At 65.9% G+C, this 22,021-nt stretch carries 28 protein-coding genes and 1 tRNA gene; 12 read left to right on the top strand and 17 right to left on the bottom strand.

The features are described from left to right. Nucleotides 1-12 precede the first annotated feature (12 nt). A complete protein-coding gene (locus tag SPYCA_RS14680; RefSeq protein WP_120221552.1) occupies nt 13-639 on the bottom strand; it encodes an ankyrin repeat domain-containing protein in 627 nt (208 codons plus the stop codon). Nucleotides 640-727: 88 nt separating this feature from the next. Between SPYCA_RS14680 and SPYCA_RS14675 the strand changes: the two genes are divergently transcribed. The 3 genes from SPYCA_RS14675 to SPYCA_RS14665 are packed head-to-tail and all read left to right on the top strand — an operon-like array spanning nt 728 to nt 2,527. Further along, nucleotides 728-1,375, top strand: coding sequence for an SCO family protein (locus SPYCA_RS14675; protein ID WP_172595097.1), 648 nt, complete (start codon nt 728-730; stop codon nt 1,373-1,375). Next, complete coding sequence (locus SPYCA_RS14670; protein ID WP_120221551.1) at nt 1,372-1,815, top strand: YcgN family cysteine cluster protein; 444 nt, start codon at nt 1,372-1,374, stop codon at nt 1,813-1,815. The genes SPYCA_RS14675 and SPYCA_RS14670 overlap by 4 nt, the downstream gene beginning before the upstream one ends. After that, nucleotides 1,796-2,527, top strand: a complete 732-nt coding sequence (locus SPYCA_RS14665; RefSeq protein ID WP_232003343.1) for a M48 family metallopeptidase — start codon at nt 1,796-1,798, stop codon at nt 2,525-2,527. The genes SPYCA_RS14670 and SPYCA_RS14665 overlap by 20 nt, the downstream gene beginning before the upstream one ends. Nucleotides 2,528-2,533: 6 nt before the next feature. Here SPYCA_RS14665 and SPYCA_RS14660 read toward each other — a convergent pair whose 3' ends face one another. After that, the gene (locus SPYCA_RS14660; RefSeq protein ID WP_120221549.1) at nt 2,534-4,699 is read right to left on the bottom strand and encodes a transglycosylase domain-containing protein; all 2,166 of its coding nucleotides are present in this window, start codon (nt 4,697-4,699) and stop codon (nt 2,534-2,536) included. A 52-nt stretch (nt 4,700-4,751) separates the two neighbouring features. Next, nucleotides 4,752-5,159: a peptide-methionine (R)-S-oxide reductase MsrB gene (gene msrB / locus SPYCA_RS14655; RefSeq protein WP_120221548.1), complete on the bottom strand. Its 408-nt coding sequence runs from the start codon at nt 5,157-5,159 to the stop codon at nt 4,752-4,754. A 125-nt stretch (nt 5,160-5,284) separates the two neighbouring features. Here msrB and SPYCA_RS14650 point away from each other — a divergent pair, with 125 nt between their 5' ends. Beyond that, nucleotides 5,285-5,791, top strand: a complete 507-nt coding sequence (locus SPYCA_RS14650) for a DUF4402 domain-containing protein (RefSeq protein ID WP_120221547.1) — start codon at nt 5,285-5,287, stop codon at nt 5,789-5,791. A 105-nt stretch (nt 5,792-5,896) separates the two neighbouring features. Here the strand turns inward: SPYCA_RS14650 and SPYCA_RS14645 are convergent, their stop codons facing one another. Both SPYCA_RS14645 and gyrB read right to left on the bottom strand, forming a co-directional pair. Beyond that, complete coding sequence (locus SPYCA_RS14645; protein WP_331852506.1) at nt 5,897-6,283, bottom strand: septal ring lytic transglycosylase RlpA family protein; 387 nt, start codon at nt 6,281-6,283, stop codon at nt 5,897-5,899. A gap of 118 nt (nt 6,284-6,401) precedes the next feature. Continuing rightward, a complete protein-coding gene (gene gyrB / locus SPYCA_RS14640) occupies nt 6,402-8,966 on the bottom strand; it encodes a DNA topoisomerase (ATP-hydrolyzing) subunit B (RefSeq protein ID WP_120221545.1) in 2,565 nt (854 codons plus the stop codon). 107 nt (nt 8,967-9,073) lie between these two features. On the opposite strand from gyrB, the gene SPYCA_RS14635 reads away from it, so the two are divergent. Both SPYCA_RS14635 and SPYCA_RS14630 read left to right on the top strand, forming a co-directional pair. Next, a complete protein-coding gene (locus SPYCA_RS14635) occupies nt 9,074-9,508 on the top strand; it encodes a hypothetical protein (RefSeq protein ID WP_120221544.1) in 435 nt (144 codons plus the stop codon). A gap of 261 nt (nt 9,509-9,769) precedes the next feature. Next, nucleotides 9,770-10,084 (top strand): sel1 repeat family protein, encoded by a 315-nt coding sequence (locus SPYCA_RS14630; RefSeq protein WP_120221543.1) that lies wholly within the window; start codon nt 9,770-9,772, stop codon nt 10,082-10,084. 186 nt (nt 10,085-10,270) lie between these two features. Here SPYCA_RS14630 and SPYCA_RS14625 read toward each other — a convergent pair whose 3' ends face one another. From SPYCA_RS14625 to SPYCA_RS14610, 4 genes are read right to left on the bottom strand one after another with little or no spacing between them, the layout of a single operon-like run. Next, on the bottom strand, nt 10,271-11,422 hold the full coding sequence (locus SPYCA_RS14625) for a GNAT family N-acetyltransferase (RefSeq protein ID WP_120221542.1): 1,152 nt from the start codon (nt 11,420-11,422) through the stop codon (nt 10,271-10,273). 3 nt (nt 11,423-11,425) lie between these two features. Continuing rightward, complete coding sequence (locus SPYCA_RS14620; protein ID WP_120221541.1) at nt 11,426-11,890, bottom strand: RidA family protein; 465 nt, start codon at nt 11,888-11,890, stop codon at nt 11,426-11,428. Between the two features lie 15 nt (nt 11,891-11,905). Then, entirely contained in the window at nt 11,906-12,547 is a 642-nt protein-coding gene (locus SPYCA_RS14615) for an HAD family hydrolase (protein ID WP_120221540.1), read from the bottom strand. Beyond that, nucleotides 12,544-12,807, bottom strand: coding sequence for a DUF3572 family protein (locus SPYCA_RS14610; protein WP_120221539.1), 264 nt, complete (start codon nt 12,805-12,807; stop codon nt 12,544-12,546). The genes SPYCA_RS14615 and SPYCA_RS14610 overlap by 4 nt, the downstream gene beginning before the upstream one ends. A gap of 87 nt (nt 12,808-12,894) precedes the next feature. Between SPYCA_RS14610 and SPYCA_RS14605 the strand changes: the two genes are divergently transcribed. Beyond that, nucleotides 12,895-13,257, top strand: a complete 363-nt coding sequence (locus tag SPYCA_RS14605; RefSeq protein ID WP_120221538.1) for a response regulator — start codon at nt 12,895-12,897, stop codon at nt 13,255-13,257. A gap of 241 nt (nt 13,258-13,498) precedes the next feature. Then, nucleotides 13,499-13,705, top strand: coding sequence for a hypothetical protein (locus SPYCA_RS14600; RefSeq protein ID WP_120221537.1), 207 nt, complete (start codon nt 13,499-13,501; stop codon nt 13,703-13,705). Between the two features lie 37 nt (nt 13,706-13,742). Here SPYCA_RS14600 and SPYCA_RS14595 read toward each other — a convergent pair whose 3' ends face one another. Beyond that, nucleotides 13,743-14,312 (bottom strand): TetR/AcrR family transcriptional regulator, encoded by a 570-nt coding sequence (locus SPYCA_RS14595; RefSeq protein WP_172595096.1) that lies wholly within the window; start codon nt 14,310-14,312, stop codon nt 13,743-13,745. Nucleotides 14,313-14,433: 121 nt separating this feature from the next. Between SPYCA_RS14595 and SPYCA_RS14590 the strand changes: the two genes are divergently transcribed. Together SPYCA_RS14590 and SPYCA_RS14585 are read left to right on the top strand one after the other, a co-directional pair. Continuing rightward, complete coding sequence (locus SPYCA_RS14590; RefSeq protein WP_120221535.1) at nt 14,434-14,859, top strand: hypothetical protein; 426 nt, start codon at nt 14,434-14,436, stop codon at nt 14,857-14,859. Between the two features lie 95 nt (nt 14,860-14,954). After that, the gene (locus SPYCA_RS14585) at nt 14,955-16,058 is read left to right on the top strand and encodes a hypothetical protein (protein ID WP_120221534.1); all 1,104 of its coding nucleotides are present in this window, start codon (nt 14,955-14,957) and stop codon (nt 16,056-16,058) included. Nucleotides 16,059-16,308: 250 nt separating this feature from the next. On the opposite strand, the gene SPYCA_RS14580 is transcribed toward SPYCA_RS14585, so the two are convergent. Beyond that, nucleotides 16,309-16,383: transfer RNA gene (locus SPYCA_RS14580), tRNA-Glu, on the bottom strand. A 248-nt stretch (nt 16,384-16,631) separates the two neighbouring features. On the opposite strand from SPYCA_RS14580, the gene SPYCA_RS14575 reads away from it, so the two are divergent. Beyond that, nucleotides 16,632-16,988 carry a hypothetical protein gene (locus tag SPYCA_RS14575; RefSeq protein WP_120221533.1) on the top strand — a complete coding sequence of 119 codons (357 nt, stop codon included), beginning with the start codon at nt 16,632-16,634 and terminating at the stop codon, nt 16,986-16,988. After that, the gene (locus SPYCA_RS19100; protein WP_146625160.1) at nt 16,985-17,191 is read left to right on the top strand and encodes a hypothetical protein; all 207 of its coding nucleotides are present in this window, start codon (nt 16,985-16,987) and stop codon (nt 17,189-17,191) included. The genes SPYCA_RS14575 and SPYCA_RS19100 overlap by 4 nt, the downstream gene beginning before the upstream one ends. Here the strand turns inward: SPYCA_RS19100 and SPYCA_RS19095 are convergent. The 6 genes from SPYCA_RS19095 to SPYCA_RS19325 form a co-directional block, all read right to left on the bottom strand. Continuing rightward, nucleotides 17,172-17,624, bottom strand: a complete 453-nt coding sequence (locus SPYCA_RS19095; RefSeq protein ID WP_146625159.1) for a hypothetical protein — start codon at nt 17,622-17,624, stop codon at nt 17,172-17,174. The two genes, SPYCA_RS19100 and SPYCA_RS19095, sit on opposite strands and share 20 nt — an antisense overlap. A gap of 153 nt (nt 17,625-17,777) precedes the next feature. After that, nucleotides 17,778-18,164 (bottom strand): hypothetical protein, encoded by a 387-nt coding sequence (locus SPYCA_RS14560; RefSeq protein ID WP_146625158.1) that lies wholly within the window; start codon nt 18,162-18,164, stop codon nt 17,778-17,780. 59 nt (nt 18,165-18,223) lie between these two features. Then, nucleotides 18,224-18,865: a TIGR02594 family protein gene (locus SPYCA_RS14555; RefSeq protein ID WP_172595095.1), complete on the bottom strand. Its 642-nt coding sequence runs from the start codon at nt 18,863-18,865 to the stop codon at nt 18,224-18,226. Next, nucleotides 18,862-19,266: a hypothetical protein gene (locus tag SPYCA_RS14550; RefSeq protein ID WP_146625157.1), complete on the bottom strand. Its 405-nt coding sequence runs from the start codon at nt 19,264-19,266 to the stop codon at nt 18,862-18,864. Before SPYCA_RS14550 ends, SPYCA_RS14555 begins: the two co-directional genes overlap by 4 nt. A gap of 35 nt (nt 19,267-19,301) precedes the next feature. Further along, a complete protein-coding gene (locus SPYCA_RS19730; RefSeq protein WP_269462427.1) occupies nt 19,302-19,436 on the bottom strand; it encodes a hypothetical protein in 135 nt (44 codons plus the stop codon). Beyond that, complete coding sequence (locus SPYCA_RS19325) at nt 19,433-22,003, bottom strand: hypothetical protein (protein WP_172595094.1); 2,571 nt, start codon at nt 22,001-22,003, stop codon at nt 19,433-19,435. The genes SPYCA_RS19730 and SPYCA_RS19325 overlap by 4 nt, the downstream gene beginning before the upstream one ends. Between the last annotated feature and the right edge of the window lie 18 nt (nt 22,004-22,021).

Here is a 22,021-nt window from a genome sequence, read left to right as displayed (position 1 = left end):
TCACATCGTACCTCAGTTCGGCCCGAAGGTCGGCCCATATTCGCGCTTGGGGGCATCGGCATCGGCCTGCGTGTCGAGCAGGGCAAGCAGCTGGCCCGTCCGATCGTCGCGCTTCGCATAATCGCGCGCCGACATGCCGGCAATATGGTCGGCCTTGTCGGGGTTGGCGCCGCGCCGCATGAGCAGGCGCACCATTGCGCCATTCCTGGCCTGCACCGCGAGGATCAATGCGGTCTCGCCGCGCCGGTTCGTCTGGTCGACCGGCGCCTTGCGCTTCAGCAATTCCTCTGCGCCGTCGGTATAGTTGAGCAGTGCCGCATGCATCAGCGGCGTCATGCCGTTGCGGTCGGCGATCGCCGGATCGGCGTCCTTGGCGAGCAGGAAGCGCAGCCAGCTGGTGTCGCGCCGCTTGGTGACGATCATCAGCGCGGTTTCGCCCGTGTCCACGTTGCGCGTGTTGACGAGCGTGGGATCGTCCTGAAGCGCCGAGGTCGCCTTGGCGCCGTCGCGATTCTCGACCGCCTGCAAAAAGGCATAGCCGCCGCGGAACTGCGCCTTTGCCGGGCCATGGAGCAGCCCCACCGCGGCGAGCGGGACGAGGGTGAAAGCGGCAAGGCGAAACGCGGCATGGCGGAACATGGTGCAGGCGACCCCTGGGGCAATTTGTCCGCCGCGCACGCGACGACAATGGTTGATTTTCGCGGGCTAGCCGACCAAGGCTGGCCGCATGATGAATATCGCAAATATGGGACAAAGCTTCGTCCGTGCAAGCCTGATCCTCGCCTTGGGCAGCGCGCTGGCGGCGTGCGACGGCAGCGGGACCGCCGCCGCGCCCGCCGCGCCGCCGCTCGAAGGCGCGCGGATCGGCGGGCCGTTCACGCTGACCGACCAGAATGGGCGGACGGTTCGCGACAGCGATTTTGCCGGCCAGTACCGCCTCATCTATTTCGGCTACAGCTTCTGCCCCGACATCTGCCCGGTCGACCTGCAAAAGCTGATGCGCGGGCTGGCGCAGTTCGAACAGGCCGATGCCGCGCGCGGCGCCAGGGTCGCGCCGCTGTTCATCACCGTTGATCCCGAACGCGACACGCCCGACGCGCTGAAGCCCTTTGTCGCGCGCTATCACCCGCGCCTGCTCGGCCTGACCGGCACGGCGGAACAGATCGCCGCGGCCGCCAAGGCCTTTGTCGTCACCTATAACAAGGTGCCGGGATCGGCGGCAGACCGCTATCTGATGGCGCACAGCCAGCTTGCCTTCCTGATGGACCCCGACGGCAAGCCGCTCGCGCTGCTGCCGCTCGACGACCCCGCGACCGACCCCGACGAGGGCGCGCCCGCCAAGGTCGCGGCCGAACTGGCGAAGTGGGTGAAATGACGGTGACGGAGGCGCGTCCTTTTTGGGAAGCGCCGCTCGCCAGCCTTGACGCCGGCCAGTGGGAAGCCTTGTGCGACGGTTGCGGCAAATGCTGCCTGCACAAGCTGGAGGATGAGGACACGGGCCGCATCTATCCGACCAACGTCGCGTGCCGCCTGCTCGACCTTTCGACGGCGCGCTGCGGCGATTACAAAAACCGCCGCCGCCACGTCCCCGACTGCCTGACGCTCACCCGCGCCACGGTCGACGACATCGAATGGCTGCCGCAGACCTGCGCCTATCGGCTGCGCGCCGAGGGCGCGCCGCTGCCCGACTGGCATTATCTGGTCTGCGGCGACCGCGACGCGGTCCACCGCGCGGGCGAATCGATCGTCGGCTGGACGGTGAGCGAGGATGTCGCCGGGCCGCTCGAGAATCACCTTGTCGAACGCATCATTTGATCCCGCTGCGGATGGCCCGCATATCCGCGTCGGAGACGCGGCGTGGCCGGTGCGCGTCGTCCGCCACGCGCAATCGCGCCGCTATCGCCTGGTCTTCGACGGTGCGCGCGGCGAGCTGAGGCTCACCGTGTCGCGCCGCGCGAGCGAACGCGCGGCGATCCAATGGGCGGCCGGGCAACAGGCGTGGCTCGCCGAACAGATCGGCAAGGCGGCCAGACCCGTGCTTGTCGGCCCCGGCGCCACCATCCCCTTTCGCGGTATCGACCGGCGCATCGACTGGGCGCCGGGCGCGCCGCGCGCGATTCGGCTGGGCGGCGACGCGCTCGCCGTCGGCGGCCCGATCGAGAGTGTCGGTCGCCGCATCGAACGCTGGCTGAAGGCGGAGGCGCTGGCGCTCGTGGAAAGCGAGAGCCGCGCAATCGCCGCCGCGGCCGGATTGACCGTCGGCCGCGTCGGCGTCGGCGATCCGCGCAGCCGCTGGGGCAGCTGCACCACGGGCGGCGACCTGCGTTACAGCTGGCGGCTGATCATGGCGCCCGATCATGTCCGCCGCGCGACGGTGGCGCACGAGGTCGCGCATCTGCGCCACATGGATCACAGCCCCGCCTTCCACGCGCTCGTCGATGCGCTGCACGACGGCGACGTCGCCGCGGCACGCGCCTGGCTGCGCCGCGAAGGGCGCGCGCTGCACCGCTACCGTTTCACGGCCTGAGCGCGGTCAGTCGGCGGGTTCGGCGGGAGCGGGGCGGGGCGGCGGGACGCGAACCGGCGGCGGCGCTTTCGGGACCGAAATCACCTTGGGCTGGCTGCCGTTGCCGTTGGCGGGCGGGCGGCGTCCCGTCTGTTCCTCGATCCACTGCTGGTCGAGCACCGGACCCTCGACCGCGGGCGGCGGCGTGTCGAAACTGTCGGGCGGGCGGCTGTCATAGGGCAGCTCGATCGGCATCCCATTTTCATCGACGAGCAAGCCTTCCTCTCCCGGCTCGCCCATATAGGCCTCGCCCTCATCCTCCAGCTGCCATTCGGGCAGCACGACTTCGGTGTCGAATTGCTCGACCGGGCGCCGCGCGACCGCGACGCGCATATAGTCGGCAAAGGCCTTGGCGGGCGCGCGGCCGCCCTGCAGCCCGCCGACGGGTTTCGCATCGTCGCGCCCCATCCACACGCCCGTCGTGATACCGCTGGAAAAGCCGAGGAACCAGCCATCCTTGTTGCTCGACGTCGTCCCCGTCTTGCCCGCGACGGGGCGGCCGATCTGCGCCGCGCGGCCGGTCCCGGTGTTGACCGCGGTTTGCAGCAGGTCGGTGATCCCCGCCGCGACCCAGTGATCGACCAGCGTGCTGCCGCGCTCGGCGGGGCGCTGATAGAGCAGTTCGCCGCTGGCGGTCGTCACCTTGGTGATGCCATAGGGCCGCACCGACACGCCGCCGCGCGCGACGGCGGCAAAGGCGGCGGTCATGTCGATCACGCGCACCTCGGCGCTGCCCAGCACCATCGACGGGTGGGTGTTGACCGGCGTGGTGATGCCGAAGCGCCGCGCCATGTTGGCGACCGCCGAAAAGCCGATCTCGTCGCCCAGCTTGGCGGCGACGGTGTTGACCGAATAGGCAAAGGCGCTGCGCAGATCCATCGTGCCCGCAAAGCGGCCCGACGAGTTGCGGGGACTCCAGCCGTTGATCGTCACCGGCTCGTCGACCACCGGGTCGTCGACCTTATAGCCCGCTTCGAGCGCGGCCATATAGACGAACAGCTTCCACGCCGATCCCGGCTGGCGCAGTGCCTGCGTCGCGCGATTATAGTTGGATGTCACATAGTCGCGGCCGCCGACCATCGCGCGCACCGCGCCGTCGCGGTCGAGCGACACCAGCGCGCCCTGCACGCCGCGCGGCGTGTTCGCCTGGATCGACGCCGTGGCCGCACGCTGCATATCGAGGTCGATCGTCGTATAGACGTCCAATGCTTCGCTGCCCTCGTCGATCAGCATGTCGAGTTGCGGCAAGGCCCAGTCGGTGAAATAGCGCGCGCTGTTCTGCCCGGTTTCCCTGGCGAGCCGGACGTTGGCGGGTTCGGCGGCATCGGCCTGCGCCTGGCTGATCACCCCGGCATCGACCATGACGTCGAGCACGACGCCCGCGCGGCCGAGCGCGGCCTGCGCATCGGCGGTCGGCGAATAGCGCGACGGCGCCTTGACGAGCCCCGCGACGACCGCGGCCTCCGACAGCGACATTTCGGTCGCGCTATGCCCGAAAAAGCTGTTCGACGCGGCGTCGATGCCATAGCTGCCGCCGCCGAAATAGACTTTGTTGAGATAGAGTTCGAGGATCTGGTCCTTCGAGAATTTCCATTCGAGCGCGAGCGCGAGGATCATCTCGCGCGCCTTGCGCGCCCAGGTATAGCTGTTCGACAGAAAGATGTTGCGCGCCAGCTGCTGCGTGATCGTCGAGGCGCCCTGCATCCGGCGCCCGGTTCCGTAATTCTCGATCGCAAAGACCGCGGCGCGCGCCATGCCGACCGGATCGAGGCCGGGGTGATAGCGAAAGCGGCGATCCTCGACCGCGACCATCGCATCCTGCATCACCTGCGGCGTTTCGCTGAGCGACAGCCAGCGGCCGTAATTGGGGCCGAGCGAGAGAAAGACGGTGCCGTCGGCGGCGCGGACGCGGATCGTCTGCCCCGCGGGCGATTTCTTCAGCTCCTCGAAACTCGGCATCCGCTGCACGGCGATGCCGACCGCGACGCCCAGCGCGACGAGGCCGACGACCGCGAGGCCCAACCCCCAGCGAAAGGCGCGGCGCAGCCAAAGGCGCAGACGCGACGGCGAACCGCTGCCCTTGCCCGACGATGACGATTTTTTCGGCGAAGCTTGCTGTCGTTCGCGGCGCAAAGCCCGTATTCCTTCCCTCGCGTCGCCCCTGATGCGTTATCTGGCGAAGGATTCAGCCTTCGCCGGTTGACGCCTCATCCGGCGAGCGGTCCGCGAAGTCAAGCGCGGCGCTGTTGATGCAATAGCGCAGGCCCGTCGGTCCGGGGCCGTCGGGGAACACATGGCCAAGATGGCCTTCGCACGTCGCGCAGCGCACTTCGGTGCGGATCATGCCGTGGCTTGCGTCGCGATGCTCGGTCACCGCTGCCTCACCGGCGGGCGCGGTATAGCTCGGCCAGCCCGACCCGCTGTCATATTTGGCGCGGCTGTCGAACAGCGGCGCGCCGCAACCCGCGCAGCGATAGACGCCGTCGCTCTTATGGTCGGTATATTTGCCGGTAAAGGCGCGTTCGGTGCCGCCCTCGCGCAGCACATGATAGGCCATGGGGTCGAGCGGCTTTTCGGTTTTCGGATTGGTCATCGGGGTTTCTCCAGCGGACGGGTCGCCCTTGTTCGCCATCATATCGGGTCGGCGGGGCGCCGCAACAAGGGGCCTCGATCAACTGCTTTACGCCGAATTAACCCTGTTCGGCGCATGGAAAGCGCATGAAACTGCGTCTTTTCCTGTTCGCGGTCCTGCTGTCCGCTGCGTCGTCCGCCGCCGCGCAATGCCTGCTTTGCGCGCAGGATGCGGCGGCGGTTTCGGCGCGCAAGGTCGAAACGCCGCTTCGTGTCGATGTCGAAACGCGGCTCGACATGGGCCGGATCGCGGTCGGCGCGATGGGCGGCGAGGTCGCGATCGACCCGGCATCGGGCGCGCGGCAGTTGCGCGGCGACGTCGTCGACCTCGGCGGCTTTGCCCTGTCGGGCACCGTCACGGTTCGCGGCGAACCCGGCGCCGAAGTGCGCGTGATCCTGCCCGCCAGCATCGACCTTGAAAGCGGCCACGGCCGCACCGCGCGCGTGACCGGCCTGGTCACCGACCTGTCGGCGGCGCCGCGCCTCGGCCCTGACGGTCGCCTGCGGTTTCGCTTCGGCGGGCGGCTACAGGTCGCGGCGCGCGACGACGGCGACTATCGTGGACGGATTCCGGTGACGGTCGAGTATCAATAGGGCGGGCGGCGTTGGGGTGAGGCGCGGACATAAAGCCCTCTCCCCTTCAGGGGAGAGAGCCCGAAATGCCTATGGCAACTACCGGCCGTCAGCCGACGTCCGCTCTCAATCGTCGGCGAGCAGCGCCAGTTTCACGCGTGCGGTGCCGCTGCGGTGCATGCCGATCTCGCGCGCGGCGGCGTGGCTGACGTCGATCACCCGGCCGTGGGCAAAGGGTCCGCGGTCGTTGATCCGCACGACGACGCTGTCGCCGGTGGCGATATTGGTGACGCGCACCATCGAGCCGAAGGGCAGGGTGCGGTGCGCGGCGGTGAGCTGGCCGGGGTCGAAGCGTTCGCCGCTCGCGGTGCGGTTGCCGGCAAGCTCATTGCCATAATAGCTCGCGACGCCGCCGTCGATTTCGGTTTCCGGCACGATCTCGGCGATCGTCTCTTCGACGATCGGGACTTCCTGCGCGGCGGCCGAGGCCGTGAGCAGAAGTGGAAGCAGCATGGCTGAAAAGCCTCGCACGACACATCCCCTTGTCAGAGGAGGCGCCCAAAGCAGCGGCGGCGCGCCAAGGCAAGCCGCCGCGCGTCAAACGGAACCGAAATTGCGGCCGGATGTGCGTTCAGACGTCGAGATTCGCCACCGACAGCGCGTTGGTCTGGATGAAATCGCGCCGCGGTTCGACCTCGTCGCCCATCAATCGTTCGAAGATTTCGTGCGCGACATCGGCCTGTTCGGCCTCGACGCGCAGCAGCGAACGGTTGGCGGGGTCGAGCGTCGTTTCCCAGAGCTGTTCGGCGTTCATCTCGCCCAGCCCCTTGTAGCGGCTGATCGCAAGCCCCTTGCGGCTGTGCGCGAAAATCGCCTCGAGCAGCTCGGACGGGCGCGTCACCGGGCTGGCCTTGGCGCTGGTGGCGGCGACCGGGGTGTCGCCCTCCTCGCCCCCGGCGGCGTCGGCCTCGACCTCGGCGGCCGCGCCGCCCGCCTTCACCAGTCGCGCGGGGCGGGCATAGGTTTCGGCCTGCTCGGCGGCGAGCTTGTGCATCCGGCGCGCTTCCTGGCTGGCGAGGAAGGCGGCGTCGATCGCATGATGATCGCTGACCCCGCGCCAGCGGCGCTCGAGCATATAGCCCCCGCCGGGCGCGGCTTCGACGGTCCACGCCGCCTCGTCGCCGCCGGTGAGCGCGCGTTCGGCGGCGCCCAGCCACGCCGCGGCGGTCGCGGCCGCGCGGTCGCGGCCCGCGGCGTCGAGATCGGGATCGAGCGCGCCGGTGAGCGCGAGCGCCTCGACCAGCCCATGATCAAGATTGCGCGGCACGTAACGCATCAGCGCGCGCAGTCGCCGTCCATGGTCGATCAGCGAGCGCAGGTCGGCGCCCGAACGCGCGCCGCCCGCGGTTTCGAGCAGCAGCGCGTCGATGCCCGCGTCGACCAGATAATTTTCGAGCGCGGTATCGTCCTTGAGATAGACCTCGCTCCGTCCTTTCGCGACTTTGTAGAGCGGCGGCTGGGCGATATAGAGATGCCCGTTCTCGATGATTTCGGGCATCTGGCGATAGAAGAAGGTGAGCAGAAGCGTGCGGATATGCGCGCCGTCGACGTCGGCGTCGGTCATGATCACGATCTTGTGATAGCGCAGCTTTTCTAGGTTGAATTCGTCGCGGATACCGGTGCCGAGCGCCTGGATCAGCGTGCCGACTTCCTTCGACGAGATGATGCGGTCGAAGCGCGCGCGCTCGACGTTCAATATCTTGCCCTTCAGCGGCAGGATCGCCTGCACATGGCGGTCGCGGCCCTGTTTCGCCGATCCGCCTGCCGAATCACCCTCGACGAGGAAGAGTTCGCATTTGGCGGGGTCGCGCTCCTGACAGTCGGCGAGCTTGCCGGGAAGCGAGGCGATGTCCATCGCCCCCTTGCGCCGCGTCAGCTCGCGCGCCTTTTTCGCGGCCTCGCGCGCCGCGGCGGCGTCGATCACCTTCTGGATCACCGCCTTGGCGTAAGCGGGATTTTCCTCGAGCCATTCGGTCATCCGGTCGGCCATCAGGCTTTCGAGCGGCTGACGGACTTCGGAGGAGACGAGCTTGTCCTTGGTCTGCGAACTGAACTTGGGGTCGGGCAGCTTGACCGAGACGATCGCGGTCAGCCCTTCGCGCATATCCTCGCCGGTGAGCGAGACTTTCTCTTTCTTCAGCAGCCCCGACTTTTCGCCATAGCCGTTGAGCGTCCGGGTCAGCGCGGCGCGGAAGGCGGCGAGGTGGGTGCCGCCGTCGCGCTGCGGGATATTGTTCGTGAAGCAGAGGACATTTTCATAATAGCTGTCGTTCCACTCCAGCGCGACGTCGATGCCGATTCCGTCGCGCTCGCTGCTGATCGCGATCGGATCGGGAAGCAGCGCATTCTTGTTGCGGTCGAGATATTTGACGAACGCCGCGATGCCGCCCTCGTAGAACAGATCATGGCTGACATGTTCGGCGTGGCGCGCGTCGACCAGCTTGATGCGCACCCCCGAATTGAGGAAGGCCAGCTCGCGGTAGCGATGTTCGAGCTTTTCAAAATCGAACTCGGTGACATTCTTGAACGTCTCGGTCGACGCCATGAAGGTGACGCGCGTGCCCTTCTTGCTAGTTCCATCAGGATTCTGGGGGGCCGGGCCATTGACCTTGAGCGGCGCGATGGCGTCGCCATGCTCGAAACGCATCCAATGTTCCTGCCCGTCGCGCCAGATGGTGAGCTCGAGCCATTCGCTGAGCGCGTTGACAACGCTGACGCCGACGCCGTGGAGGCCGCCCGACACCTTATAGGCATTGTCGTCGCTGGTGTTTTCAAACTTCCCGCCGGCATGGAGCTGGGTCATGATGACCTCGGCCGCCGACACGCCCTCTTCGGCATGAATGTCGGTGGGGATGCCGCGGCCATTGTCCTCGACGCTGACCGATCCGTCGCTGTTCAATGTGATAAGCACCAGGTCGCAGTGCCCCGCCAGCGCCTCGTCGATCGCATTGTCGCTGACCTCGAACACCATGTGATGCAGCCCCGACCCGTCGTCGGTGTCGCCGATATACATGCCCGGCCGTTTGCGCACGGCGTCGAGCCCCTTCAATACCTTGATCGAATCGGCGCCATAAGCATTGGCGTTGGGCTGTTTTGCGGCGCCTTCGGGCGCGCTGTTCTCGGGGGTGTCTGTCATGGCGATTATATAGGGTCGGCGCGCATAAAACCCAAGCGAAAATGCCGCTCTCCGCCATGTCGCGACGGGCGTTGCACCCCCGCGCCGCGGCGGCTAGTTTCGGGGCCATGAAACATGCTTCCGCCGTCCCGCTCGCCGCCTTCCTTGCCGCTGCGCTCGCCGCGTGCAGCCAGCCCGCGCCGCCCGCCGACAACGCCCCCGAAGTCGCGGGCGAACCGCTGGCGACGCGCGCGGTGATGATCGGCACCGAGGGGCCGAGCCTGCCCGCCTGTTCGAGCATCAGCCGGGTGAAGGACGGCGGCACCGACGTCTATTGGGCGCCGAACGAGACGCGCGCGGTCAAGGCGCGGCTCGCGGGCGGCGCGCGCGTGTCGCTGTGCGAAGCGGCCGAGAATGACGCCTGGTTCGGCATCGTCTTTGCCGCGCCCGGCACCGACCCCGACATGTGCGGCGTCGGCAAGTCGGTGCCGGGTGCCCGCGAATATCAGGGGCCGTGCCGCTGGGGCTGGATCCGCGGCGGGACGGTGCGACTGGGGGGATGAGGCCGGGCCGTGGGGCTCCGTCTCGCGCTTCAATCTTACTGAAACAGGGACTAAAGCATCGTGCGATAAACCTGCACCGCCTCCCCGAGCGAAGTCGAGATGCCCCTCCGGGCTGACCGTAGGGGCGAATGAAAAACAGGTCTTTTCCGACAGTTGACAGCTTATCCCCGAAAAATCACCGCGCCGTTAACCTTTTGTTGACCATAAACCGCAAGTTTGACCCCGAGCTTTCCATGTGGGGTGGAGGCAAAGGGGGTTAACATGGCGAACAGTCTGAAGTCGGCCCAATATCTGATCGAAAGTCGCCTGCTCGACGCGGCGCGCGGCGACGCCAATGCCTATTTCGATCTCGGCATCGCTTTTTCGACCGGCACCGGCGGGGTCGATGTCGACCTGATCCAGGCGCATAAATGGTTCAACCTCGCCGCGCTCGCCGGCAATGTCGAAGGCCAGCAGTGCCGCGCCGACGTGTCGAGCGAAATGTCGCCGGGCGAAATCGCCGAAGCGCAGCGCCAGGCGCGCGCCTGGCTCGACGAAACGGCGCGCCGCCCGGCCGCGCGACGCTTCGCGGCCTGAGATTTTTGGCCACGCGGGCCCTTCTTGAATCGCACGCAAAGGCGCAAAGGCGCAAAGGCGCAAAGGCGCAAAGGCGCAAAGGCGCAAAGGCGCGAAGAAGACAAAATCCCTCATAAAGACTCAAAGAGGGCGGTTGCCGTCGGTGACCTTGCCTATCCCTCTTCCTGCCTTTGCGTGAGACCGGATTCAATCCGCCCGCCGGAACGGCATATGCCCTTCGAGCCACGCCATCTCGGCCTCCTCGGCGCGGCGTTCCCGCTCCAGAAACTCGGCGACCGCGCGGCGAAAGCCCGGATCGGCGATATAATGCGCCGACCAGGTCGCGACGGGGCCGTATCCGCGCGCGAGCTTGTGCCCCCCCTGCGCCCCCGCCTCAACGCGCGCGAGGCCGCGTTCGATCGCGATGTCGATCGCGCGATAATAGCATAGCTCGAAATGCAGATAAGGGATCTCGGTCAGGCATCCCCAATAGCGGCCATAGAGCGTATCGGCGCCAAGGAAGTGGAGCGCGCCCGCGACCGGCCGCGCATCGCCGTCATAGGCGATCAGCAGGATGATCCGATCCGCCATCCTTTCGCCCATCAGGTCGAAGGCGGCGCGCGTCAGATAGGGATGCCCCCATTTGCGCGCGCCGGTGTCCTGATAGAAGAGCCACATCGCATCCCAATGTTCAGGCCGGATCGCAGCGCCGGTCAGCTCCTCGACGCGTAGCCCTTCGACGGCGCGCAGCCGCTCCTTGCGCAGTTGCTTGCGCTTCTGCGAATTGAGCGTGCCGAGGAAATCGTCGAAGCTGGCGTAGCCCCGGTTCGCAAAATGAAACTGGATGTCGCGGCGAACGAGCCAGCCCGCTTCCTCGAACAGCGGCATCTGCTCGGGCGCAACGAAAGTGGCGTGCGCCGACGACAGGCCGTTCTGCCGCACGATGGCTTCGGCGGCGCGCAGCAGCAGGAGCGCGTCGTCGCCGTTTCCTGCGAGCAGCCGTGGCCCCGGCACCGGAGTGAAGGGCACGGCGATCTGGAGCTTCGGATAATAATCGCCGCCCGCGCGCGTCCAGGCGTCGGCCCAGCCATGGTCGAACACATATTCACCCTGGCTATGCGATTTGAGGTAAGCGGGCGCCGCGGCGACCAGCGTGCCGCCCGCATCCTCGACGCGCAGCGGCGCAGCCTGCCACCCCGTTCCCGGCCCGACGCTGCCCGATTCCTCGAGCAGCGACAGAAAGGCATGGCCGACGAACGGATTGCCGCCATCGTGCAAGCCGTCCCACGCCGCCGCGTCGATCGCGGCGACGCCGGTGCCGAGCGCGATCGTCCGTGCCGGTGGATCGGCCTCGGCCATTGCCTAGGCCGGTTTCACCGCGACGATCGCGTCGGCCTCGACCGCGGCGCCGAGCGGCAGCACCGCGACGCCGACTGCGGCGCGCGCATGACGGCCGGTCTCGCCGAACAGTTTTTCGAACAGCTCGGACGCGCCATTGGCGACCTTCGCCTGATCGGTGAAGCCCGGCGCGCTGTTGACGAAGACGCCCAGCTTGACGACTCGTTCGACGCGCGACCAGTCGCCGCCCAGCGCCTGTCCGATCTGTGCGACGAGCATCAGCGCGACGCGCTCAGCCGCGTCCTGCCCGCCCGCGACGTCCATGTTCTCGCCGAGGCGGCCGGTCACCACCTGCCCGTCGCGGAACGGCAGCTGGCCGCTGACATAGAGCATCCCGCCATGCTCGACCGCGGGCACATAGGCGGCGACCGGCGCGGCGGGTTTGGGAAGCTCGAGGCCGAGTTCGGCGATCTTCGCGGCAATATCCATGGGGGAGTCCTTCTTTCAAACCGGCTGCGGCGCCGGGGCGGGGATGTTTTCGGCGAGACGCGCCATGATCCAATGCTGCGCCGCTTTCCAGTCGTCGATTCGCGCATGGGCGTGCGGCGAAGCGGCAATTTTGCCCGCGATCGCGGGTTCGCCGACGAAATGGAGTCGCCACACCTCGGGCGCTTCCTCGGCGACCGAGCGGTGATGCCCCGCCAGATCGTCGATGAACACGGCAACCGACGGGCGATATTGCTCGATCAGGCGGCGCACGGGTTCGCCCTTGCCGCCGCGGCTGCCGATCACCGGCGCGTGGAAATCATGGAGAGCGAGCTGCTCGATCCGCGCCTGCTGATGCTCGGGGCCGACGTTGGTGAGCACGACAATGTCGGCCTCGGCGCCGATCGCCGCCATCGCGGCCATCGCGCCGGGGATCGGATATTGCCGCATCATTTCCTTCCGAAAAAAGCCGTCGAGCAGCGGCCACACCTCGGCGGCCTCCAGCGGCGTGCCGCATTCCTTGCGTTTCAGCGCGTTCGCAAAGCTCGCATCCTCGATGCGAAAGATCACGCCATGTTCGGCGTCGACCCATTCGGCGAAGGGCACGACCATGTGCATCAGCACCTCGTCGCAATCGGTGATGACGAGCGGGCGGGTCATGCAAGGGTTCCTTCGAGTCTGTGGGCGGCGGCGGCCAGGCTGGCAGGGGGCACCTGCAACGCGTCGGCGCAGGCGACAAGGTCATTCTCATGCGCGGCGAGGAACGACAGGATCGCCGCGAGCGTCGCGCGCTCGCCGAGCGAGGCGCGCAGGTCGTCCGGCGCGAGGCCGGTGAGCGCGAGCAATCGCTCGGCGCGCGGCTCGTCGTTCAGAATCCAGCCGAGCGCGTGGAGCGCCAGCGCCGCGTCATCCTCAAGCACGTCAGCCCCCTTCGCCGCGATGCAATTGTGTCATGCTGCCGATTCGCCTAAACGGGCCGCGTACGCAAGGTGGGGAACGGAACGCACATGGGCAAGACCATCCTGGTCGTCGAAGATAATGAACTCAACCTGCGCCTGTTCTGCGACCTCCTCAATGCCCATGGCTATCGCGCGCATCCGGTGCGCGACGGCCGCGACGCGCTGGCAAAGGCGCGCGAGGTGTCGCCCGACCTCATCATCATGGACATCCAGCTGCCGCATGTATCGGGGCTCGAACTCATCGCGCAGATGAAGGCCGATCCGATTCTGCGCGCGGTGCCGATCATGGCGGTCACCGCCTATGCGGGGAAGGGCGACGAGGAACAGATCCGCGCGGCGGGCGCCGAAGCCTATGTCTCCAAACCGATTTCGGTGATCAAGTTCATCGAGAGTGTCGGGGCATTTGCCTGAAGGGGCCATGGTCGCCCGTGGTGCGGCATACGGCGCAGACTGCGCCGAAATTGCGTGATCTTTGGGCCGTCTTCGCGGCTTTTCTCCGCCATCGCAAAGGCGTGGCTGCAACAGGGGCATGATGGCACCGTCGCCCGTCGGCATGGCGCCCGAAGATCCGTTCGCGGAGCTGATCGAGGCGGCTTATCGGGTCTTCGCCAGGCCCCGGCCCGACGTGATCGGCGTCTGACAGGGTTGCTGCATGGACCCTCGCATCGAAGCCGGCTTCTTCAATCCCGACTTCCGCGATCTTCCGCGCGCAGCGCCGATCCTGAGCGTGGCCGATCGAATCGCGAAATGCGGCGACATCTGCTTCCGGTTCGCCCTTCCACGGGGCGGTATGGTGGGCGCACGGCATCGGGTCGACGCGGCAGTCCCGCAATGCGGCGATGATGCGGCGTCGCCGTGACGCTCCGTGATGGCGGGGGGAGGCGCCATTGCCGCGGTCATTCGGGTGGAAGCCGGTGGTCCTCATCGGGGCCGAGCAGGAGGTCGAGCATCGCCTCCATTCGGGGTTTTCCGGTGAAGGCGTCCGACCGGGGCTCGAAGATTCCGGTGGAGCGCAGTACGGCATAGCCATGCGCCATCGCCCAGGCAGCGGTGCCCAGCGTCTCGATATCCCGATCGCGGGCGGCGACGCGCGGCGAACCGGCGGCAAGCGCTTGCAGGAAATCGTCATAGGCCCGGTTGAGCTGGTCGAGGAATGCCGGGTTCTGCCAATCGACCAGATCCTTCCGCCACAGCAGCTGATAGCGCCCGGGAAAGGACAGGCCATAGTCGGTCAAGGCCGTGAGGTAGGCCCTTGCACGACTTGCGCCGCTGACGGATCCGCGCGTCGTGACCATGTCCAGATATTGCCGGAAGATGCGCGAGGCCATTTCGGTGAGCAACTGGCGTCGGTCCGCGAAATGATTGGCGGGCGCCGCGTGCGATACGCCCGCGGCACGCGCCACGGCGCGGATCGTGACCCCGTCGGGCCCCTCCCGGTCGAGCAGCAGGAAGGCCTGCTCGATCAATCTGGACTTCAGCGGCGATGATGTCGTTCGCGTTCGCGGGCCTGGCATCTTTTCTTATTGACGCCGTCAATTGCGATTGTAAATTGACAGTGTCAATCACATTCGGTCGCGGAGGCTTTGCATGTCAGCCAGTCTGCTCTTCCGGCGGGTCCTGCTTACCTTGTCGGTTTCCGTTCTGGGCGTTCTCGTGCCCTATCTCGAATATGGTCCAACCCATGTCTTCAATCCGGACTGGCCCGGACATGCGAAACTGCACGATGTATGGCAACTTGCGACCAATTCGGCCTTTTCGGCCGCGGCGGCCTATCTGGCCTGGACCCGTCCGGATCTGCGGATGGCCGCGCGCCTTGGACTGGTTGCGCCCCTCGCCTTTCTCGCCGCCTATTTGACGATGGATCTATATGGCGGCTCGATGGTCAACAGCGACGGTACCGAACTCAAGTTCGGAAGCGTCAATGCGTCGCTCGCAACGATGCTGATCGTCAGCGGCATATTGGGGTTCCTCTCCTTTTCCCCCGCGCTTGCGGAACCGGTGCGCCAAGGTTGAACCTGGTCGCCATTTGCCGAGCGCGCTCGGCCGTCTTCCGGCCGCGCGGGCGGCGCGCATCGTCTCGCGCAAACCGAATCGAGGGAAGAATGACCATGAAATCCCGCCATCTTGCGATGATCGCAGGCGTCATTGCCTTGCAATTGCCGGGCGCCATCGGGGTCCAGGCACACGCCCAGGCGCCGTCCGGCCGGTCCGGCGTGCCGGCCAGTTCTGCGGCGGCGCGGGACGAGCGCGAAGACATCGACAACAGGCTCGCGCTGGCGCACCAGAGCGGCAAGGCGATCGTCATCATGGCCGCGCTGAACTTCCGGCACAAATATCCGAACGATATAGTCGAGGACATGCACCTTGCCGACCAGGGTTCGGACATCGACGGCGCGGCGATGATCGACAGGAAGGCGCTGGTGGAATGGCGGAGCGACCAAAGCCAGGGCGCGCGACTGGTCGTGAGCGAAGGCAGGCCGCCCCAGGGTTCGGATGCGAGCGGTTCGATCCATCGCTTTTCGGTCGGCGCCGTCACCTACCATATCTTCATCGCGGAGCCCGGACGGTATCGCCTGTCCGCCGTCCGCCACCCCATGCCGCGAACGACATTGCCTGACCGCGCCACGGCCGCCGGTCGCGCGGCGGCCGATGGACGGCTGGGCACGATATCGCTCGAGGTGGTCGCCTTCAACGAGATGAGGGTCGAACAGCAATGGCAGCCCGAACAGTGGCGCGACGTCGAACCCTATCAGGAATGCGCCGCGACCTATGGCGGCGGTTGCGTGGAATATCGGTGGGTGTTTGGAGAACGCGAACTCGTGCAGCCCGCCGGCTATTATGACACGCTGGTCAATGTGCCGGTTCCGGGCCTGAACATCGCCATTGATCTGAAGGAGCATTTCGCCTCGTTCGAGGTCGCGCCCCGGCAAACGATCATTGTCGATGGATTTTATCCCGATCCGCCCAGCGCCGATTTCGACCTTCCGGATTGTGCCGATCAGCAGCCGAAGCGCTGGGTCTGCCGGATGTCCGCCCTCGCGCTGGTGCAGGCCGCGGCTTCGGAATCCGACGTCAGGGGATTCGACTTCGCGACCAGCGGATTTCCCCGCCTTGCGGCGCTGATCGCCGACGCGCGCTACCGGCCGCTCGATTTGTCCGCAAAGCCGATCGGCAAGCTGAAGGAGGCAACGGTCTATCGTCTGGCCGATTGAATTTGCAGCGCGAGCCGACGCGCGGGGCGAGGGCCATTTGGGCTAAGCTATATACTACTGTAATCCCAACGTAATTTTTTGCGGTTCACGAAATATCTCTTTCCTGCAAAGCCCCCTCATGCCCCGCCATGGCGGACGATCGCCGTCGGGCTGACCTTCACTGAACTTTGACATTCTTTATGACCGGATGATGGTCGTCACGGCCGCGGTGACTGCGACCCAGGGGGCGCCGTTCGCCACCAAGCCAATCTGGTGACCCCTACGGGAATCGAACCCGTGTTTCAGCCGTGAGAGGGCCGCGTCCTGACCGCTAGACGAAGGGGCCGCGTGGGTCGGACATTCTGGACAAAGGCGGGCCGACCGCCCGCTCCGCCGATGGTGACCCCTACGGGACTCGAACCCGTGTTTTCGCCGTGAAAGCACAATCTCCAATAAAATCAACGACCGTTCCCCCATTGGGCACGGTTTCGGCGTCACAGGTTTCCGCGCCTTTCCGCACGGTGGGGGAACTTTATGGACACCGAGGGCACGATGCAAGCTTGTCGTCATGTTCGCATAATGTTCTAAAGGGCTATGCGAATCGACCGCGAAGGCCTAATCGAACTCAGCCTGAAGACGCTGGCCGAACAGGTCGAGCTCGCCAGTGCCGCCCCGCCGCGTCCCAGCCACGGCGTGCGCTTGGCGCTTAAAGTGCTCCACATGTTCAGCGCGGGCGAGCAGGCGCCGTTTGTCGATTTCTGGCGCCAGATGCGTAACGACGAGAGCGTGATGAAGACTGAAACGATAGCGAGCTATTGTCGCTCGACGCACCTTCAAGCCCAACTGCGCGGTGTAATGCGCGCGGTCGGCATAGAACCGACTGTTGCGGTCGAGCAGTCGCTAGCCCACGCAGCGCTCAAAATTTACCCTCGTACGAAGGTAAAGCCGTGAGACGCGGGCGCTATGCCTGGAGAAAGCCGGTGCCGATGGAGCATCGCTGGCGGTGCGGCCTTCGCCAGAGCCGCTGGTTCAAGACCTATCGCGCCGCGGCAAATAGTGCTGTGCGCAACGGGCTGGGTTGGTGGGAAGGCGAAACGCTGGTCATGGGTCCGCTGCTCGTGATGGAACAGCGGCCTATTCCCACTCCGGCGTGACCGGCCGGCAGCGCAGATCGGCAACCGCGACCTTTTGGAGCATCCGACAAGCCGCATCGAGGCGCCGCGCGACATCCTTGCCCCATTGATCGCGCGCATCGTCGACGAGCTCTTTCGCGACTTCGCTTTCCAGCGCTTCGCGCGTCATCTCCGGCCGGTCGTCGCGCTCGAATGCGTCAGCAGTCAGGCGCAGGTTCGGATTTGCGTCGGGCCTGTTGCTGCAACTCGACACAGAGGCGGCTGCGAGCACGATCGGAAGGGCGAGCATCGGGAAGGCTTTTCGTGGCATCGGAGATTTCCTTCTGTTGTGCCGCGTCTTTCGTCGCGCCGGCGCGGAGTTCGTCGCGGCGATCTTGCGCAGCACGCCGTTCGCGTTCGCGCTGCGCGGCGTCAGCTTTTGCCCTTGCGGCGGCCTGTTCGGCGAGAAGATCATTCCGCGCATCTTCGCGGATTGCGCCGATCGCGAACCAAAACGCCGCAAGGATGACTAGAATTGTTACCCCTTGAGCCGCTGCCTTTGCCCACCGCTCGCCAAGCCGACCGGTGAGACGACGAAGAAGCCAGGGGCCAAGGATCAGAATCAGCATTACACGATCTCCTGGTCGGGAGCAGGCGGGGATGCTGATGCCGCCGACGGCTCAATCGCAGCCCCGCTCAGTTCGCTTGCGTTTTCAGGCGCGTCACCCTTGCCGATGGAAATTTCGGCGCCGCGGATTTTGGCATTGAGCCAGTCGGCGCCGAACACGATCAGCCCGACGATGGTCGCAAAACCCGCCGCGATCGCGTTGTTCCAGAATTGCTGCGACAGCGCCATCTGGCCGAACAAGGATCCGGGCGCCGCGCCCTTCAGGAAAGCGAACACCCAATAGAGCAGCACCATGTTCTGCACCGACAGCGCGACGATGCCGAGCAACATGCCCAGGGAGAATATTGCGCGCAGCTGCGCCCGCGTCAGGTTGACCAGCGCGCGCAACATATTGCCGATCGCGCGAAATGGCGTCCCGAGCCAGCACAGAAAGGCGCCGAACCGCGTCACTGTTCGTTCGTCGACACGATGCCGCCGCTCATTTTCGGCGCGACGATCGTGGAAATGGGGACGCCGAACGGCCAGCGCAGGCCGCCTTCGACCAGGCGCGATTTCTCGATCGGCATGATGCAGACCATATTCTGCTGGTTTGCGCCCAGGATGTAATAATGGGTCGCGCTCTGGCCGACGAGGGTGCCGACATGGCCGCCGCCCTTGCGCCCGAACACCGCAACCGCGCCGACGACGGCGCCGCACGCGACGCCCCATTTTGCCCAAGCTTTCGCAGTGACCGCGGTGCCTTTTTCGGGGATCGGCAGACCGGCCTTGATAAACCAATACGCCATCGCCGCGCCGCACCACGGCGTTTCGTCATCCTTGTACCACGGCGCCTTGGCCGCCGCGAACATCGCGACGATCCGGCTGTTGTGCGTCGGCCCCGGCGTTTCTTTCAGCCCGATGTCGTCGCGCGCGAATTTCAGCCAGATTGGCTCGCCGCTCGCCGCGAACGGCGGCGTCGTCGGCGCCATCCCACCGCGCTGCGATCCCTCGATCGCCGCGATGATGTCGGCATACAGGTCTGCAGGCACTTTCCCGCGACGCTTGCGTAGCGCGACCATGAACGCATCGTGATGGAAGGCCAGCGTCATGCCACACCCCCCTTGCCGGTCAGCTTGTCGCCCCATTTGCGGACCCAGGCGAACGCCTCGCCGGTCAACAGCCATTCGATGAACGGCGTACCGCCCGTCGCGATCAGGAACGCCGCCAGCGGCTTGGTCAGCGTGATGCCGACGATCGGGATGCTCTTGCCGTCCAGCGACGGCGCCAGAAAGAACGCCAGCGCCATCGTGCCAACCAGCGCGATCATCGCCCACAGCGACGTGTCGATCCCGTCGGCCTTGCGCTGGCGCGATTTCCACAGCGAAAAGCAAAGCGCGAGGAACCCGCCGGTCAGTAACGCCGCGATAAATTCCAAATCATACCCGCGCTCGATCGACGCCACGCCGACCGCGCCATAGGCAAACAGCACCCCGAACGGGTCGACCTTCATGACTTCATTTCCCCCGTTCATTGGTGCGCTGGCCATCATTCACCACCTTCATCGTCCGGCTCGCCGCGGCGCCGGAACATTTCGTTCGCGACGATGCACAAGCTCCCAAACAGCGCGACCACCAGCACCGCCATGATGCCCGCCGCCTCGATGAGCGCCTGCGCGCTCACGGCTTCGGCTCGATGCGGACGATCAGCGCCTCGATCCGCACGCTGTCGGTGCCCACCTCAAGGTCGGCCTTGAAACTGATGTCGGCGTCGGCTGTCGTGTCGATCGCCGCCGTCGCGATGCCCGATCCGTTCGACGCCCAGCCGCCCGAACCTGCCAGCATCGACACCTGCGCGGCTTCGTCGTTGCGGTTGAAGATGCGCACCGATGCGCGCGAGGCGCCGTCCCCCGCCGCAATGACGACCGCGTGCATCCGCGTCGCGCCCAGATAGACGTTGACGATCTTGCTGCCGCCGGCACCATTCGAACTCGCCAGCACCTCGATGTCGATCATGCCGTTCTTGCCGAGCATTCCGCCGGGAATAGTGATCGTCGGTCCGAATGACGTTTCGTCGGTGGTGCCGGTCACCGCCGCGGTGGCAACGCCGCTCGCGTAGAACGGCGCGCCCGGCCCGCGCCTTTCCTTGCGGCCGATCAGGATCAGGTCGCTGCGCTGGATCCACGCATCGCCGCCGCCTGCCTTGAAGGACAGAACTTCGGGCATCTCGACCGTCGCCGCTTCGGCGCCGCTGGCGATGCGATAGCCGAAAGCCTGTGTCGGGTCGTTCGCCACCCCGGTCTTGCCGAAACGCCCGCGAACGATCTTGCAACGTTTCGACGTGTCCAAGTGAACGCCGACCGCCGGATCTGCATAGCCAGCGTCCTGTCCGTTCTCATACGCCCATACGTCCTCGACGACGACATCCTCGGGCGGAAAGGTCGCGTGATGGACGCGAATGCCCTCGTCCTCGTTGCCATGCGTGTGACAGCGCACCAATCGCGTGCCGAACACCCTTTCATCGACCAGGATGCCGTCTTTGAAACCCGAAAGCTCGACGTTGCGCACTTCGCCGCCGCGCGTCTGGATCACGCGCACCCCTGGCGTCGTCGCGCCCTCGCCGGGGCCGACAGCGCTGCCGCCGTCGAAGATGACGTCGCATTCGACCAGCGGGTCGGCCATCGCAACATATCCGTCGACGACGGCGCGCGCGACATTGTCGGCATAGGATTTAAGCTCGAACAGTTGCCCTGATGTCGAAACGACACTGCAATTGCGAAAACGAACGTTCTTGGCCAGCTTATGCCGGTCGGCTGCGGGCACGAACTCGGCGCCCAGGTCGCCAACCTCGTGGACGAATGCCTGATAGGTAACGCTTTCGGCTGCGCAATCTTCAACGATCATGTCGTGAACGCCCGATAGGCGAATGCAAAAGCTGCCGCGGTCAGTGTCGGTCGACGGAGCCGTCAGCGCTCCGGCACGGACGTTGCGGATGGTGCCGTGGCGCGACAGAACGATATAGGCCGTGCCGCCTTCATACGCGGCCTTGTTCGCATTTTGCGCCGTCGCCGTGTCCGCGGTCGAAAGGGTGCCGACATAGCCCCAATCGACATGCACCGCGCCGTACATAACCGCGCTCGACGGCACGCGGATATTCTCGACGCGGTAATGCGCGCCGCCGATGATCTGGATGCCGGGCGCTCCCAGCATATGTCCCTCGCCGTCGTCGATCCACTTGTCGGTTTCGAGCGTCAGGTTGAAAATCTCGAAATGCTGCGGATCATGGTCGGCATTCAGCGCCGCAACCGTATTGGGATCGCCATATCGGCAGCCCGCAGAAACGCAGCAATGTGCGGTCGCCTGGATGCCTGCATCGCCGCTGGACCGTACCAGCACCGTTCCGCCGAACAGCGCGGCCCAGCTGCGCACGCGAAAAGTGCTGGAATCTCCGCCGTCGAAATAGCCGGCGACAGTCGCGCCGTTCAGATCGACGCGGACATTCTCCTTGATGATGATGTCCGCCGTGACCTTGTAAGCCTTGCCGCGCTCGAAATAGACAAAGCCGCCGCCCTCGGCTGCAACCGCGTCGATCGCCGCCTGGATCGCGTCGGTGTCGTCGGTGCCAGCATCGGTGTCGAGGTCCAGGTTGCCGACTGCGCCATATCGGCGCACGCTCACCTGCTGAATGTCCAGCATCTGCTTGACCGTCAGCCCCGCGGCATAGGCCAGCAGCGACCCACCGATCTCCTCATCGGCCAGGTCCTCGCGCAAGCCTACGTCGGCGCCCGTCCCGAAACTGAAAATCAAATTGCCCGCGGCATCGAACCCGAAAAACCGAGACGCGCGAGCGGCCGCGACGGGTATCTCGACGCCCTCTTCGCCGCGGGGGAAAATCAGGCCACGAAGTACTTTGTCGCGAAGCCAGATGTCGCGCTGCGCTGACCGGTCGGCGACCTCGTTTACCGGCTCAGCAAGCCATGCCGCTCCGTTCTCGAAAGTAATCTGTTGGGTAAAGACCGGCTCGAGATTGACGAAGAGCTCTTGCCCGGCCGCCGGGGGCGTGACGAAATTCACGGACCCGCCCGGCCCGGGATTGATCGTGATCGAATAGCTGCCCGGATCAACCGTTACACCGTCGAGAGTTACCTCGATGTCGGTTGTGCTGAGCGCCTTGAAGGTAAAAGGAAAGACGGTCGTAGCGCCGTTGGTGAAATAAGGACCGCTGAAGCTGTCTGTCGTTTCGATCGCCATGCTGGGAACCCATGTTGC

It is taken from the genome of Sphingopyxis sp. FD7 (assembly GCF_003609835.1).
Lineage (GTDB): Bacteria > Pseudomonadota > Alphaproteobacteria > Sphingomonadales > Sphingomonadaceae > Sphingopyxis.
This window is presented reverse-complemented; position numbering and strand designations above follow the sequence as displayed.

Excerpts from the sequence above, each read along its gene's own strand:
- SPYCA_RS14635 (WP_120221544.1), top strand. The coding sequence starts at position 9,074 with ATGAAACATGCTTCCGCCGTCCCGCTCGCCGCCTTCCTTGCCGCTGCG.
- SPYCA_RS14680 (WP_120221552.1), bottom strand. The coding sequence starts at position 639 with ATGTTCCGCCATGCCGCGTTTCGCCTTGCCGCTTTCACCCTCGTCCCG.
- SPYCA_RS14550 (WP_146625157.1), bottom strand. The coding sequence starts at position 19,266 with ATGAAGGTCGACCCGTTCGGGGTGCTGTTTGCCTATGGCGCGGTCGGC.
- SPYCA_RS14605 (WP_120221538.1), top strand. The coding sequence starts at position 12,895 with ATGGGCAAGACCATCCTGGTCGTCGAAGATAATGAACTCAACCTGCGC.
- SPYCA_RS14650 (WP_120221547.1), top strand. The coding sequence starts at position 5,285 with ATGAAACTGCGTCTTTTCCTGTTCGCGGTCCTGCTGTCCGCTGCGTCG.
- SPYCA_RS14575 (WP_120221533.1), top strand. The coding sequence starts at position 16,632 with ATGCGAATCGACCGCGAAGGCCTAATCGAACTCAGCCTGAAGACGCTG.
- SPYCA_RS14555 (WP_172595095.1), bottom strand. The coding sequence starts at position 18,865 with ATGACGCTGGCCTTCCATCACGATGCGTTCATGGTCGCGCTACGCAAG.
- msrB (WP_120221548.1), bottom strand. The coding sequence starts at position 5,159 with ATGACCAATCCGAAAACCGAAAAGCCGCTCGACCCCATGGCCTATCAT.
- SPYCA_RS14670 (WP_120221551.1), top strand. The coding sequence starts at position 1,372 with ATGACGGTGACGGAGGCGCGTCCTTTTTGGGAAGCGCCGCTCGCCAGC.
- SPYCA_RS19325 (WP_172595094.1), bottom strand. The coding sequence starts at position 22,003 with ATGGCGATCGAAACGACAGACAGCTTCAGCGGTCCTTATTTCACCAAC.
- SPYCA_RS14645 (WP_331852506.1), bottom strand. The coding sequence starts at position 6,283 with ATGCTGCTTCCACTTCTGCTCACGGCCTCGGCCGCCGCGCAGGAAGTC.
- SPYCA_RS14625 (WP_120221542.1), bottom strand. The coding sequence starts at position 11,422 with ATGGCCGAGGCCGATCCACCGGCACGGACGATCGCGCTCGGCACCGGC.
- SPYCA_RS14620 (WP_120221541.1), bottom strand. The coding sequence starts at position 11,890 with ATGGATATTGCCGCGAAGATCGCCGAACTCGGCCTCGAGCTTCCCAAA.
- SPYCA_RS14600 (WP_120221537.1), top strand. The coding sequence starts at position 13,499 with ATGGACCCTCGCATCGAAGCCGGCTTCTTCAATCCCGACTTCCGCGAT.
- SPYCA_RS14590 (WP_120221535.1), top strand. The coding sequence starts at position 14,434 with ATGTCAGCCAGTCTGCTCTTCCGGCGGGTCCTGCTTACCTTGTCGGTT.
- SPYCA_RS14630 (WP_120221543.1), top strand. The coding sequence starts at position 9,770 with ATGGCGAACAGTCTGAAGTCGGCCCAATATCTGATCGAAAGTCGCCTG.
- SPYCA_RS14585 (WP_120221534.1), top strand. The coding sequence starts at position 14,955 with ATGAAATCCCGCCATCTTGCGATGATCGCAGGCGTCATTGCCTTGCAA.
- gyrB (WP_120221545.1), bottom strand. The coding sequence starts at position 8,966 with ATGACAGACACCCCCGAGAACAGCGCGCCCGAAGGCGCCGCAAAACAG.
- SPYCA_RS14675 (WP_172595097.1), top strand. The coding sequence starts at position 728 with ATGATGAATATCGCAAATATGGGACAAAGCTTCGTCCGTGCAAGCCTG.
- SPYCA_RS14615 (WP_120221540.1), bottom strand. The coding sequence starts at position 12,547 with ATGACCCGCCCGCTCGTCATCACCGATTGCGACGAGGTGCTGATGCAC.
- SPYCA_RS19095 (WP_146625159.1), bottom strand. The coding sequence starts at position 17,624 with ATGATCTTCTCGCCGAACAGGCCGCCGCAAGGGCAAAAGCTGACGCCG.